Below are 14,741 nucleotides of genomic sequence, written 5' to 3'. Positions count from 1 at the left end.
TTCCCTACACGACGCTCTTCCGATCTGATCGGCATCCAGGCGCGGCCGGCCTGTTCCAGAAAGCTGACGGAAATCTGACTTTCCTCAACCGCCAGAAAGTCGATATTCCAATTCCAGATTCGATAATCCATCTCTCCGGCTGTTCCATACACGCAATACCCAATCCACCACTGCGGCCGCTGGCGCTGTAAGCTTTGTACGGCTTCATAATCCAGCGACATGAAGATGGAACGTGCCGCAAAATTCTCGCTTTCCACCACTTCAATTACTTTTTCAACCAGTTTCGTCTGATTGCCGTTAACCGGTTTCAGTTCGATCAGCAGACCGGTTTCCCCTTCCCAGGTCTTCATCGTCTGAATCATCTGCCTCAGTGTTGGAATTTTTCCTTTGATATACTGACCTTCTGAATGAAGCGTCAGCGACTGCAGCTGCTCCGCCGTCAGCTCTTCTACTTTTTTATTTACACCGCTCAACCGCGTCAAAGTGGGATCGTGATAAACGACAGGGATGCCGTCGGCACTGAGCTGAACGTCAATTTCAGCATAATCGGCATGCGCGATCGCTGCCTGCCGCACAGCTTCAATCGTATTTTCAATCGCATAAGCTGATCCGCGATGTCCGATCGCCCACGGCTGATGTTCACGCGACAGCGGCCGCAGATAGAGATCGGCACTGTACATGACCATCAAGAGCAGCAGAACCCGCACCATCCAGGGATGTCGCTGATAGACCCGCCGCCGGCTCAGCCAACTATGGACTCTGACATAAACCCAATTCAGTTTCCCCGCCGACTGCGGGCGCAGCTTCGTCGCCAGCGCTCCCAAAAGATACAGCGCGCTGACAACCAGGCTGATCGGCAGCAGGAACGTTATAAAATCAGGGAAGATTTCGAAGAGACCAAAGCAGAAAACAAGAATCAGCGGCAGCCCGCAGATCCACGGATGCCGGCGCAGCCAACGTGGCAGACCGGCATGGGACTTCACTTTCCGTATGCCTGCCGCAGTGACCCCGCGCACCCGGGATACCGCCTCATTCAGTTTTTCCACATTCTCGCTTTCCGGCTCTTCTTCGATCATCTCCACGCCAAGCCTGCGCACCATGCGGACTAAAGAATAGAAAAAACTTAAGCTCATCAAAAAGAACGCCAGCTGAATCAGAACCGATTGCAGCAGATAATGCCGGAATGTCGGCGATAAAATCAGATTTTTTAAAAAGTACCGGTTAAAATCAGAGTTGATCAGCAACGCTTTCGGCAGGAAATCAACGACAAGGTACTCTGCCAGAAACCACAGACCACACCCCACTGCCAGTTGTCCCCGTTCTCTGATCGTCAGATGTTTCCACAATCTGATGTTCTCCTGCACAGCCTGACTCAGCTTTAAGCGGCGATAGATCATCAAGATTGGGACAAACAGGAAGAAAATCCCGAGGCCGTACAGACAGAGCCAGAAAGCGCCGATCAACAGGCGGCCGGAAGCTGTCATTCGCAATTCACCAATCACAAATTCCGGCACCCGCAGCCGCGGAATCAGCGCATTGATATATACCAGGTGCACGGCTGGCAAAAATAAAGCGTAATACAGTGTGCACAACGGTAATTGAAAGCTGCGGATTCCTTTCAATGAAAACAGCGACTGACGGCAGGCTTCGCGGATCGACAGTTCTTCATTCCGCTGGCCTTTATCGATTAAATGCAGGATCACGCTGAATTCAAAAACAATCAGCCCGGTACCCACAAGCATGTAAAATAAAGCTAATAAAATCCCCGGCAAGGATAAAAAACGCAAGATAATATCTGAATTAAACGTCATTCCCGACCGCGCCCGGCTTAAATATAACCGCAGCAGCTGACTGAGCAGCGGGTTGACGAACAAATATAAACAAACCCGATACAAAAGTTCAAATTGCACGAGTTTTCCCAACCATTTTCCCTTCTTACGCATGGTCATATTCTCCTTTAAACCGTTTTATTATACCACGAAATTTCCCACCCCTTTCCTGTTTACCTGAAATTTGCAATCGGCAGCTTCCTTGATGCGACAGGACAAAGTTAATATAGAAGTGGGGCATCAAGTTTCGATTGGATCGAAATAAAAACAAAAACGCCAGTTTGTTTAAAAACTGACGTTCTCGGCTTAATTGAGCACTGTGATCAAATCGGAAATCATATCGCTCACCCTGAAGCCCCTCACTCCTGGATGACTGTTTTCTGAATCCTGATTTTTGCGGTGCGCTCCCAATGTCATACCCGGATCCAAGTTTTGAATTGATTAATTTTCTGAAAGCTGACGGATTACGTCCAAAAACGCGCGGCGGGTATCTGCGCTCAGCGTATCCTGCAGTGATTCATAGGTCATGCCGTCAAACGATGGACCCGCGACATAGTGACTGTACCCCTGGGAATAACAGATCAGGGCGCTGCGGCCAGGAAGGGTCGCGGTATTGTACTCGCTGAACAGCTCAAATTCACTGAAGATCAACCGGAACGGGCCGATTTTCAACGCTGTGAATGTCGTCTGATGCCGCAGTTTCTCCGGATGAGCCAGGTTCTCCTTACTCCGTTCAATGCCATACTGCAGCGTAATCCGCTCCCGCTCGCTGTAATAATCCGGAATCACCAGATCTGCCGGATCTTTCAGCTCATGCTTCAGCTCAACGACACGCTCGGCATAATCCAGTTCCACCGGGTATTTCTCAGCGGGCCGGGCTAACAGCCGCTCAAACTCTTCCGCCATAACCGCGCCGAATTGTTCCATCTGGGCCGGGGTCTGTTCCTTCCGGGTAAAGCGGGTGCTGACGTCGCCGGCCGCAGATTGTAAGAAGGAGAAGAACTCGCCCGGATACTTCGCGTCCAGCTGACGCATCGCATAACCGGGATATTCCGAGGTGAAAAACGGCGTGTCCCCATTTAATGAAGTAGGATGGCAGTTATAGATCAGCAAGGAAGCAATCCGTCTGTCCCCTTCATAGAAACACAGCGCATGCGCAAAAATCTGATCAGTTGTCCAGTGACTGATCCGGCTCTGGCCGACTTCGGTAAACGGCTCCCTCACATAGCTGCATGTCAGCTCCGCTTCCCGCAGCGTCAAGGGAATCAAGGCTTCGCACAACTGATCGCGGACCTGATTGCGATAGCTTTCCACGCGCATATCCGGTGCAAAATGGGTGTGCGTTCCGCTGATGATCACATGGGTCGGTAATCCCCAGGCTTGTTCGAGACGTTCGCGAACCTCATTGACTAACGCAATCGGCGCCTGCAGCGAGTCCAATGCGGCATGCACATAGCGGCAGCCGTTTTGTTCCAGCACAAGGACGCGCGCAAACAATGGATCGCGCACGGTATCCAAAGGTGCGACCTGCTGCGCAAAGCCCGCCGCCCGGATCGGCTCGCGGGGATTGATGTTGAGTTTAACTGTTTGAATTTTCATTCTTTTCCTCCCGGATTTTCTCCTTTTTTCCCTTGAATTTCCCTTCCAGCTTCCGCGGCTTTTCACGTTTCAGTCCGCCTGGTCGGGAGATTCTAAAGATAACGCCATTGTTGAGATTCTCTGCCTCTGCCCGATATCCGTAGGTCGTGCAGACGCGGTAGACGATCGACAAGCCAAGGCCGAATTTGCCATCCGTTCCTTTTTCATACGGTTTAAACAGCTTGTTCAGCCGTTCCTCGCTCATTAACGGTCCGTCGTTAGCGACTGTCAGTTCTTTTTCATTTAAGGTAATGACAATCTCATGGGTAGCATAACGAATAGAGTTATCCAGCAGATTCTCGACGACAACCCGCCACGGATCCTCCTCGCCATGGAAATAAATCTTTTCCAGATGGGTTGTGATCGCCAGCTCCGGCCGGATGACTTTTAAAGACAAAATCGCTTTGTTGATCACCGAACTCATGTCCAGCGTATCCCCGGCCATGCCATCGTCAGTCAGGTAACCCAGCTTGTTCAGCATGATCAGGCTGTAAACCTTTTTTTCCAGACGGTCAGCGTGCTCGATGATAACGTCGACGCTCTTTTCCAGCGTCTCATACGGATAAATTCCGTCTTTGATGCTTTCGCCGTACGACTTGATCGTCGCGATCGGCGTTTTCAGATCATGCGATATATTCTGGATCATTTCTTCCTTGATTTTCTCCTGTTTATCCAGCTCATCCTTCATCGCAACTAACGCCTGGGCCACCTGGCCGATCTCATCACGGCGCTCGATATGCAGCTCGGCGTCTTCGCCGCGGCTGACCTTTTCGATATAATTGCGGATCTGATTCAGCGGATGGATCAAGGAACTGATCCACAACATCAGGCAGACAAACAACAGCGACACAACGAGCACGTTGAGATTGATCACGCTGTTGAGCAGCATGTTTTTAAAATCGCTGCGGTAGCTGTCGCTCATCAGTGAGATTAAAATTGTATGAGAATCCAGTCTCGCCAATGAATAGAAATACGTCTTGCGGTCCTGCACATAGGCGCGGTCCGCCACCTCCTGAGCTAAACCGTCAGCTTCTTCCAGCAGATGAGAGGTCAGCTGCGGATCCAACGTCATTGTCCCAATTTTGGAAAATTGGCGGGTTTCCTTATCATAAAATAAATGGATGATGCTGGGATCGGTATTTTCAGCGATTTCTTCGATGTCCATATCCATCGAATAGTTGAAGGCGATATTGTTCTGGGCGCGGTGCAGCATGCTGTACATCTGTTTTTCAACAAATTCATTCACGCTCTCCGACAGATAGACGAAGAAGAATACGGTGAAGACGGTAACGACCAGAAAGATCAGCGTCAGCAGCTGCTGAGACAGCGACAGCTCCTTGAGCCAAATGCGCAGGCGCTTCATTTATCCGAGCCGGTAGCCGAAGCCGTAGATCGTATGGATACTCAGATTCGGCATCTTCTTGCGCAGCCGCCGCAGCGTGTCGTCCACAACCCGATCGGAACCGAAATAGTTCACATCCCACACCTGTTCAAGAATCTGTTCCCGCAAAAAGGCGGTGCCTTTGTTTTTTACAAACAGCATCAACAGGTCGAATTCCTTGGTCGTCAAATCCAGCTCCCGGCCCTTCTCAAATACCAGCCGCTGCGCTTCGTCAATTTCATACCCATCAATCACAATCCGGTTGGCATCTTCCTTATACGTCCGCTTCATGATGTTGTTAATGCGCAGCACAAGTTCCTTCGGCGAGAATGGCTTGGTGATGTAATCGTCGCTGCCTTTTTCCAGACCGATAATCCGGTCAAATTCTTTATCGCGCGCCGACATGAATACGACCGGCACCTCCGGAGACTGCATCCGGATTTCTTCAATCAGATCAAAACCGCTTTTATCATCGAGCATAATATCCAGGATCCAGCAATGTACGTCGTCGTCCGAGGTATGGGCGGAAGCTTCCTCGTAAGTCAAATAAGATCGGACTTCATAGCCTTCCTTTTCCAGATACCGCTTGACCAGTTCATTGAGATCTTTTTCATCTTCTACAATCGCTATTACTTTCTTCACTGCGTCTCACCCCACGTTTCCATTGTATCAAATTTAAGCTGGGAAATCCATGAAACCCCGAACAGGAATCAGGATTAAAAAAGAAAACGAAGGCGGCGGTTACCGTTTCTTCGCTTTGAAAATAATCATCATCGGACGATGCAATTCTTCCTCCATCTTCGGAACTTCACGGATCAGCGCTGCTGTCGGCTGAGGCTCCCGAATATCCTCCAGTTCAAAGTCATTCACGAGCAGCGCCTGCACGATCGTCGTCAGCGAATGATGGTATTTCACAACCGCTGCACCTAAAAAGATCGAATCCCGGCGGCCATCCAGAAAGTAGCGGGTTACCGGCCACACTGGATTGCCGGCAGAAGTCTGATCCAGCCACTGCTGGCTGCCTTCCGCGGTAAAGACCGGATGCTCCATCGAAAAGATGAATTCCCCACCCCGCCGCAGCGTCTGGGCGACTTTTTGGAACAAAGCTGTCAGATTCTCAATGTAATGCAGCGTCAGCGAGCTGATGACGACGTCAAACATTTCCGCAGGATAAGCATAATCCTCCAGTGCACATTGTTGATATTCGATCCCCTCCAGCTGATTCACTTTTCGCGCCTGATTCAGCATTTTTTCCGACAGATCAATACCCAGCACGGAAGACGCGCCGTTTTCCATCGCGTACCGGCAATGCCAGCCATAACCGCAGCCCAGATCCAATACCTGCTTCAAAGTGAAATCCGGCAGCATCGCCTGCAGCACCGGCCATTCCCCGGCGCCCGCCAGTCCTTTTTCCGAACGGCTCATACGGCTGTATTTTTCAAAAAAATCCGGATCATCATAACGATTCTCTTTCATAGGAATACCTTCTTTCTTTTATTAACAAGTCGGACTTCTCCCGCTGTCTTATCTTTCTTTATTGTATCGTTTCCAGCTTCGGAAAGCTATATTTTTCTGAAGCCCGCAGCCATGGCATCATCAAATCAAAGAGAGCGCTGGAAGCTTGAAAAAAGGGAAGGCCGCTGAATCCACCTTCCCTTTCATTTCCCGGCTTTGCCGTAATTTCTCTTACAGTCCCGATTTTTCAATCAAATCAACGACGCGGTAGACATAATGATGACACAGCTCATCGCTTTCCGCTTCGACCATGACCCGTACCAACGGTTCCGTGCCTGAAGGACGAACGAGAATACGGCCGTTGCCGTGCAGTTCCTCATTGATCGCCGCAACTTCGTTTACGATCGGTTCCGCCTGCATTGCCGCCTCTTTGTCCTTCACCGGCACATTGACCAGAAGCTGCGGATAAATCTTCAGTCCTTCCTCCAGCTCCCGGATATTCTTGCCGGTTTTGTGCATCACTTCCAACAGCTTCAGCGCCGTCAGCAGGCCGTCGCCGGTTGTCGCATGTTCTTTGAAAATGATATGACCCGACTGTTCACCGCCAAGCATGTAATCGTTTTTCACCATGCAATCATAAACGTATTTATCGCCGACCTGCGTCGATTCCGTCGCAATGCCCAGCTGATCCATCGCCTTGAAGAAACCCAGGTTCGCCATGACTGTGCTGACAACCGTATTCCCGCGCAGATGTCCGTTTTCTTTCAGATATTTCCCGCAGATATACAGAACGTAATCTCCATTGATCAGGTTGCCTTGCGGATCCACAGCGATCAAACGATCTGCATCGCCGTCAAACGCCAGTCCCAGATCGAAGATCCCGCTTTTCATCAGTTCCTGCAGCGACTCCGGATGCGTGGAACCACATTGGGTATTGATGTTAACGCCATTGGGCTCGCTGTGAATCACCGTGCAGTGCGCGCCCATCCGCCGCAGCAGCTTCTCCGCGGTCGTCGTCGCCGAACCGTTGGCCAGATCCAGCGCCAGATGGAACTGTTCAAGCCGGAAATCAAACAATGATTCCAGCCAGTCCAGATAATGCTCCAAACCTTCGTCATAGCGGATGACCTGGCCGATCTTCTCGCCGCTGACAAGCGGGATTTCCGTCAGATTGTCGATATAGTCTTCTACCAGAGCTTCAATTTCAGCGGACAGCTTAATTCCGGCCTGGGAGAACACCTTGATTCCATTGTCATAGTACGGATTGTGGCTGGCGGAAATCATCACGCCGCAGCTGAACTGTTCGCGCTTGACCAGATACGCCACGCTTGGCGTCGGGCAGTAGCCTAACAAATACACATCGGCGCCGCTGGCCGAGGCACCGGCTGCGATCGCGTTTTCAAACATACCGGAAGACAGGCGCGTGTCCTTGCCTACCAGAATCCGGCCTTTTCCCTGCCTGGAAAAGTAGTAGCCCAAATACCGTCCGACCTGGAAGGCCCGCTGTACGTCCAGCGTTTCATTGGCCTTGCCGCGGATGCCGTCAGTTCCAAAATAACGTCCCATTAATTTGTTCCTCCATCGCTGTCATTGTCATCAGCTGCCGCGGAATTGCCTGGATCCGTGACGTTGACGGTTAAGGATGCCTGCTGCAGCGTGTACTTCACATAAGTCCCTGCATCCTGATTTACCTGCAAGGTGACTTCCTGCTCGCCCGGCTGCAGGTCCTTCATATCAAAGTATACATAAATGTCGCCGGCGGTGATTTTATCCACATTCGCCTGCGTTCCATAGACCGTAACGCTGACCGCGATCTGATCATCTTTAGTCTGCACGTTGTAGCGGTTTGTATTGTTGATGGCATTGATCGCGACGTTGTCGATCGTCTTGGATACGGCGTCGCCCAGCTTGATATCCATGTTCACACGAGCCGGATTGATCTGGCGGACGCCGGTCGGCAAGGTGATCGTCTGATACATCTTGGTATCGGAGGTCAGCTTGGTCGCGTCCAGCTGAACGGAAACCTTGTCCAGCTTGTCCAATACGGACTGCTGCGCATAGATCTTGACGGATGAATGATCGAAGATAATTTCTTCAATCGCTTTGCCCTGCGGCATTTCGCCCTGCAATTCCACGGCGACCGGCACATCCTTGCTTGGCGATGTCACTTTGACGTTGACCTTCACCGTGCTTGGGATGATATCCGCTTTGACCGGAGTTCCGGTTTGATCATAAGCAACCAGCACCGCGTCCTGTTCAAAGTCGGCGGTCTTGCCGGAAACGTCGATCAGCGCCTTGACAAACGCGATGCTGTCAAGCGTATCGGAAGCGGCCCGGACGTTCACCTTTGTCGCTTCAAACTGAGGTTCACCCAGAATATAGATGTTATCAAGCTTATCGGTATTGATAAAGTCATAGCTCAAATCAAATTGCGTCGTGACTTTCTTTTTGATCGTCACCATCGCGGTCGACGGTTCCAGCTTGACGTTGACCCGCTCGGAGAAATCCTTCGGCTGCAGCTTCACCTGATAAGTGCCTTCGGTCAGACCGGAAAGATCGGCGACCACGCTGTAGCTTTTCTGCGTGCGGACCAGCTGGACGTCGGACATCTCACCCATGACGTAAGCGGCGACCTCCCCCGGCAAACCGGAAATTTCAAACATATCGGAATTGTAGTTGATCGTGACCGGCACGGAAGGCAATTCAAATACACTCTGGATGTTGTTGGACAAACTGGTGTTCGTAAAATTGACCGTCAGATACAACAGTACGGCCAGCGCCAGCGAAACAATTTTCCCATACCGCGGATTAAACAGGATCCGGTCGATCCAGGAGCTTAACCAGCGCACGCCTTTAAACAGTCCGTCTTCGATCGTCGCGTAGGTCTTGACTACTTTCTTGCTTTGACGGGCAATCTTATTCGCCAGCTCCAGCTTGGATTCAGAATCCTTCATCTGCGGATTCTGTCTTGGATCGTTATTCTTCATGCTTGTCACTTCCTTCCTGATCGGCGGAGTTCACCGCTTCTTCCAGAGAGTGTTCGTTCACTTCCTCGGAAGCGCTGAATTCCAGCTTGACATCATCAATCGGGGAATGATTTTGATTTTCGGCAGTGATGTCGGCGGTGGTTGTGGTATTCACCTTAACCTCCGGATTTTCTTTCCCGGCGTTTTCCATTTCTGCAATTTCTCTGGCCGCGGCTTCTTTATCTTCGGATGCTTTCTCCTCAGCCTTCTTCCGGGTGCGCTTCGCCTTGTTCTCCACAGATTCTTCCGCGTCCTTTGGCTTTTTGGCCCGCGGCTTTTTCTTAGCTCTGGCTTCATCCTCGCTCTGTGCGGTTTTAATCTCAAGCACTTCGGTCACCGCCGCCTGAACCGGTTCTTCCGAGGCAGCCTCAGTTTTGATCTCAGCATCAGCCTGTGCTTTCTTCTCGGCTTCCTGAGCCGCGATCTGCTGCTCAAGAATTTCCGGGTCCTCAAACATGGACGAAGACGGGGCTTTCTTCTTTTTCTTTTTCGGCAGCTTGATGTTTTCTTCTTCTTTTTCAAGTTCGCTCAGCCGGTCTGCCGGAACTTCCGCGTCTTTCTTCTTATTAAAGATCCCGGAGAACAGATTGCCCTTATGCTCGGCATTCTTTTTCTCCGCTTCGCCGCTTTCCCCGCCGTCCTGCTTCTTGACGGCGATCTTGTTCAGCAAGCCTTTTTCTGACTTTTTCGTTTCAATTTCTTTCTCAACGACTAACTGCGGTTCGTCGATCACGAAATAGGATTTCCGGGTCTGCGTCTTTGGTGTTTTTTCCCGCACAACGGTTTCCTCGTTGCAGACAACGCGCAGCAGATAATCGCGCAGTTCCTTCTTGGATACCGTCGTGATCTGTCCGCCCTCGGCAATCGAAATTTTGCCGGTTTCTTCAGAAACGACGATCGTTACGGAATCGGTGATTTCACTGATCCCGATCGCCGCGCGGTGCCGCGCGCCGTAACGCGATGGCAGCTCCTGATTGGTCGGCGGGAAGTATGCGCTGGCGCATGCCAGGCGGTCGCCCTGGATGATGACCGCGCCGTCATGCAGCGGCGTGGATGTCACAAAAATCGAGGTCAGCAGTTCGGCGGTGACCATCGAATTCATCGGCGTTCCGGTTTTGACATAATCGTTTAAGGAATGGGACTGTTCCAATGAAATCAGCGCTCCGGTCTGATCCTTGGACAAAATCATGACGGCTTTGACCAGCTCGTCGACCAGATGCTCCTTCTCGTTTCCTGAAAGGGTGGAAATACGTGAAAAAACATTGGATTTTCCCAGCTTTTCCAACAGCGACCGAATTTCCGGCTGGAAAATAATAATGACGGCGATGAAGCCCCACGACACAAACATGTCGGCAATCCAGCCGACCGTGTTCAGGCCGAAGACGTTGGCGACCGCTTTGATCACAAGAATCAGGACAATTCCCTTAAATATCTGAATCGTCCGGGAGTTATTCCGAACGATTTTTATTGTGTAATAGAGTAGCAGCCACATGATCAGGATGTCGAAAAACATCCGCGTGTAGTTCAGGATCGACTGAATGGTAGTGTAATAATTAACCATTGGTGAATCCTCCTTTCATTGAATTATTATAGCACAGTTCTAAAAGCCTTGAAAACTGAAATTGCCTGAAACCCTTCGGGCATGTTTCATCCGTTTTCAGGCGATCCGGCAAAAAGGACGGCCGTTGCCGATCGGCGTTTTTTCAACCGTCGCCGGTTGCCGGGCAGCCATTGAATTTGAAGATAGAAATCTTTCTGATTAAAAGGAAAACAGGAATTGCAAATTCACAAAAAGAAAACACAGATCCGTCGAGGGTCTGTGTCATCATGGCTGTTTTCCCTGCAATATAAGAGTCTGCGGCACCGTGCCCTCAAAACGAAGGGCCTGATCTTCCAATTCGAGGACGCTGATCTGCAATCCGTCCATTTTATCGAGAATCGTTTTTAAGTTCTTATTGACCGCGGTATTCGTAGATTTCACCAGTGTGGAAGGCAGATCCACCCCGGCCAGACTGATCCGCTGCAGCTCTACGGCGACTACGTCATCCTGACCACTCAGCCTGGCTTCCACCGCAATGCGGCAGCCCTTCGCCAGCGTCAAGAGCGCGCTGTACTCTTTCAGCTTGGGAAACAGCTTCACGAGCGCTTCGGGATCGTTAACCGTCATTTCAATCGTTACTTCATCGCCGTTTTCAAGCGTGATCTGCGGATCGGAAAGCATATCGCCGACCGCAGTTTTCAATAATTCCCCCAGCTGTTGTTCCGACAGGTTCAGCTGCAGCAGCTGCGTCCCTTTGGCAGTAAACTGACCTTTGGCAATCTGCGTCAGCTGGCTGATCAGCTGCTCGGTGTCGGGCAGCGCTTGGGATAGTTCCGGCAGCAGCGGAGCGGCAGGCGCGGCGCTGGATTGAGGCTGGAGGGAAGAAACCGGACGGCGGCTCCAATAGGATCCTAACGCCAACGAACCGGTAACGACGATCATCACCCAGCAAAATGCTAAAAGGATGTCGAATATCCGTGATTGGGGTTTCATAAAAGCGGCTCCTTTCTATCCAGAAGTATGCTCGGCGATCCACTTTTTATCCTGAAACCGCAGTTTGAATTTCAAAAGATGGAAAATCCAAACAGGTTGCGGTACAATAGACGGGAAATGAGGTTGGCTTGATGGAAAAACAATGGACTACTCTACAAACCGGAGGAAAAGAAATCACCTTGATCGGCACGGCGCACGTTTCCAAGGTCAGCGCCCAGCAGGTCAAGGAGGCGCTTGAGGAAATTCATCCCGACAGCATCTGCGTGGAACTGGACGAGGATCGCTACCAGTCGCTGATGCATCCCGGGCAATGGGAACAAACCGATATCGTACAGGTCATCAAGCAGAAAAAAACAGGTTTTCTGCTCGCTAATATTATTCTAAGCTCGTACCAGAAGAAAATTGCCAAAAAAATGGACATCAGCGCCGGCGCGGAAATGATGCAGGGCATCCAGAGCGCCAAGGAACTGAATGCTGAGTTGGTGCTGGCAGATCGACGGATCCAAACGACGTTCTCCCGCATCTGGCGCAAGCACAGCTTCTGGCAGAAATGCAAGCTGCTTACCAGCATTCTCTTTTCGCTGTTTGACGACGAAGACATCACGGAAGCGGATCTGGAACAGCTCAAGCAAAGTGATATGCTGGAAAGCGCGTTAAAGGAAGTCGGCGACAGCTTCCCGGTCGTCGCCGATGTCCTGATTCACGAACGTGATCAATATCTCGCCACAAAAATTGCCCAGGCCAAAGGGCCGAAGGTTGTCGCCGTGCTGGGGGCGGCGCATGTTCCGGGCGTCAGCGCTTTGATTGAAAGCGGCAAGCTGGCCGATCTGAACGAATTGGATTCCTTGCCCCCCAAATCGATCTGGGGCAAAGTGATCGGCTGGGGCATTCCGATCGCGATCATCGCGCTGGTCTGCGCCACCTTTCTAAGCTCGCACAGCGCCGGCTGGGAACAAATCCAAAGCTGGATCTTATGGAACGGCACGTTATCCGCCCTCGGCACGCTGCTGGCCGGCGGTCATCCGCTGTCGATCCTCACGGCGTTTGTGGCGGCGCCGATCACCTCGCTCAATCCGCTGCTGGCCGCCGGCTGGTTCGCCGGTCTGGTCGAAGCCTCGGTACGCAAACCGAAGGTCAAAGATTTTGAAAATCTGACCGAAGACGTCAATTCCGTTAAAGGCATGTGGAAAAACCGCGTGACCCGGATTCTGCTGGTCGTCATTCTCGCCAACGTCTTCAGCTCGCTGGGCACCTTCATCGGCGGCACCGACATCATCAAAACTTTTCTGGAAACCGTGTTCTGAGAAGAACCGGTTTTTTTGTTTGAAGGTCAGTTCACCTGTCCATACTAAGGAACGAATAGAAGAATAGTGCGAGGTGAGCGAAGATGCAGAAATCATATTGGCAGAAACAGCGTCCGCTGTGGGAATGTCCACAGCTCAACGAGGATCAGGAAACCGATATCGCGATTGTCGGAGGTGGATTAACCGGATTGTTATGCGCCTGGATGCTCAAAGACAGCGGCCGGCGCGTCACCGTGATTGAAAAACGGCGTTTTCTGGAAAATAACTCCGCCCGCAACACCGGTAAGGTCAGCGCGCTGCACGGTGCGTTGTATCACACGCTGCCCGCGGACATCGCGCAGTCTGTATACCAGCTCAACCGCACGGCCGTCGATCACTACGAACAGCTGATCCGCACGGCGGACATCGCGTGCCGCTGGCAGCGGACTAGCGCGATTTTAGCGGCGCAGAGCGAAGAAGGCGCGGCGATCCTGAATCAGGAAAAAGCTGTGCTGACGGCCTTGGGAGCCCAGCTGAGCGATCCGCCAAGCTTTCCTCTGCCGCTGATCTGGGCCGATCAGCTGGCTGCGGCAGATCAGGCGCTGCTCGATCCCTGGTTATTCCAGGCTGGTTTATTGGAAGTGTTAAAGGACAAAGTGACGCTCTACGAAGAATCGCCGGTCGTTGAGATTCAGGATCATTGCCTGATCAGCGACGGCAGCTACCGCCTGCGGTTCAAGGATTTAATTCTCACCACGCAGTTCCCGGCCTTTGACCGGCTGCAGCTGTATGCCGCACGGTTTCACTACCAGCGCGAAGCGGCGGCAGCCTTTCGCTGCGATCCGGCCCTCGACGGTCTGATGCTCAACACCGTCGACCCCGGTCAGGCGCTTTCACTGCGGTTTGCGCGCAAAGAGGATCAGCCGACCTTGATTCTGGCGGGTCCGGCCATCGGCATCCATCATTATCCCAAGGATCCGTACGCGCCGCTGTTACAAACCGCAAAAACGCTGGGCGTGCATCAGCCGCTGGCCTGCTGGAGTGCGCAGGATCTGATTCCCCGCCGCCGCCTGCCGTTTATCGGGCAGATTCAGGATCATTACTGGATCGCATCCGGATATTCCAAATGGGGTTATACCTGGGCAATGATCGCCGCGGAAATGATCAGCGCGCAGGTGCAGGATCCGGCCTTCGTCATTCCGGCGTATCTGCGGGCCCGGCGCAAGGGTGATTTATTCAGTTTGTATACGTTGGGCAACGCCGCGACCTTGACGGAAGCGTTCTTCAAGGATCGCTTTACCGTCACCCCGGAAAACCAGCCGCGCCGCACCGGAACCGTCGTGCGTCTGCATGGACGCCGTTACGGCGTCGTCATTCCTGAGGAGGGTCTGGAATTTCTGGTCGATCTGACCTGTCCGCACATGGGCTGTCCGCTGCACTACAACCCCGCCGATCAAACCTGGGACTGCCCATGCCACGGTTCGCGCTTCACGCTGGACGGACGCAGTCTTTATTCCCCGTCCAACGTTTCCCTGCAGCATTATCCAGGCGTCAACAGTCTGCATCCCAATTTGAAATAAAGACTTGAAATTCCTG

11 protein-coding genes are annotated in these 14,741 nt (G+C 51.9%); 2 read left to right on the top strand and 9 right to left on the bottom strand.

The genetic code is table 11. The features are described from left to right. The 9 genes from AC5OW4_RS05630 to AC5OW4_RS05590 all read right to left on the bottom strand — a co-directional run. A partial coding sequence (locus tag AC5OW4_RS05630; RefSeq protein WP_493676749.1) for a glycerophosphodiester phosphodiesterase family protein occupies positions 1 to 1,943 on the bottom strand: 1,943 nt, incomplete at its 3' end. Between the two features lie 327 nt (positions 1,944 to 2,270). After that, the gene (locus AC5OW4_RS05625; protein ID WP_072684753.1) at positions 2,271 to 3,428 is read right to left on the bottom strand and encodes a hypothetical protein; all 1,158 of its coding nucleotides are present in this window, start codon (positions 3,426 to 3,428) and stop codon (positions 2,271 to 2,273) included. Continuing rightward, positions 3,409 to 4,830, bottom strand: coding sequence for a sensor histidine kinase (locus tag AC5OW4_RS05620; protein ID WP_072684752.1), 1,422 nt, complete (start codon positions 4,828 to 4,830; stop codon positions 3,409 to 3,411). Before AC5OW4_RS05620 ends, AC5OW4_RS05625 begins: the two co-directional genes overlap by 20 nt. Next, positions 4,831 to 5,490 carry a response regulator transcription factor gene (locus AC5OW4_RS05615; RefSeq protein ID WP_072684751.1) on the bottom strand — a complete coding sequence of 220 codons (660 nt, stop codon included), beginning with the start codon at positions 5,488 to 5,490 and terminating at the stop codon, positions 4,831 to 4,833. Between the two features lie 99 nt (positions 5,491 to 5,589). Continuing rightward, positions 5,590 to 6,324, bottom strand: coding sequence for a class I SAM-dependent methyltransferase (locus AC5OW4_RS05610; RefSeq protein ID WP_072684750.1), 735 nt, complete (start codon positions 6,322 to 6,324; stop codon positions 5,590 to 5,592). Positions 6,325 to 6,534: 210 nt separating this feature from the next. After that, positions 6,535 to 7,869 (bottom strand): phosphoglucosamine mutase, encoded by a 1,335-nt coding sequence (gene glmM / locus AC5OW4_RS05605; protein WP_072684749.1) that lies wholly within the window; start codon positions 7,867 to 7,869, stop codon positions 6,535 to 6,537. Next, positions 7,869 to 9,290, bottom strand: a complete 1,422-nt coding sequence (locus tag AC5OW4_RS05600; protein ID WP_072684748.1) for a CdaR family protein — start codon at positions 9,288 to 9,290, stop codon at positions 7,869 to 7,871. Before AC5OW4_RS05600 ends, glmM begins: the two co-directional genes overlap by 1 nt. Further along, on the bottom strand, positions 9,280 to 10,890 hold the full coding sequence (cdaA, locus tag AC5OW4_RS05595; RefSeq protein ID WP_493676748.1) for a diadenylate cyclase CdaA: 1,611 nt from the start codon (positions 10,888 to 10,890) through the stop codon (positions 9,280 to 9,282). Before cdaA ends, AC5OW4_RS05600 begins: the two co-directional genes overlap by 11 nt. 264 nt (positions 10,891 to 11,154) lie before the next feature. After that, positions 11,155 to 11,862: a hypothetical protein gene (locus AC5OW4_RS05590; RefSeq protein WP_072684746.1), complete on the bottom strand. Its 708-nt coding sequence runs from the start codon at positions 11,860 to 11,862 to the stop codon at positions 11,155 to 11,157. Positions 11,863 to 11,993: 131 nt separating this feature from the next. Here AC5OW4_RS05590 and AC5OW4_RS05585 point away from each other — a divergent pair, with 131 nt between their 5' ends. Both AC5OW4_RS05585 and AC5OW4_RS05580 read left to right on the top strand, forming a co-directional pair. Next, positions 11,994 to 13,166, top strand: a complete 1,173-nt coding sequence (locus AC5OW4_RS05585; protein ID WP_195396044.1) for a TraB/GumN family protein — start codon at positions 11,994 to 11,996, stop codon at positions 13,164 to 13,166. A gap of 83 nt (positions 13,167 to 13,249) precedes the next feature. Continuing rightward, positions 13,250 to 14,725, top strand: coding sequence for an FAD-dependent oxidoreductase (locus AC5OW4_RS05580; RefSeq protein ID WP_493676747.1), 1,476 nt, complete (start codon positions 13,250 to 13,252; stop codon positions 14,723 to 14,725). Positions 14,726 to 14,741 lie beyond the last annotated feature (16 nt).

It is taken from the genome of Holdemania sp. (assembly GCF_986127675.1).
This window is presented reverse-complemented; position numbering and strand designations above follow the sequence as displayed.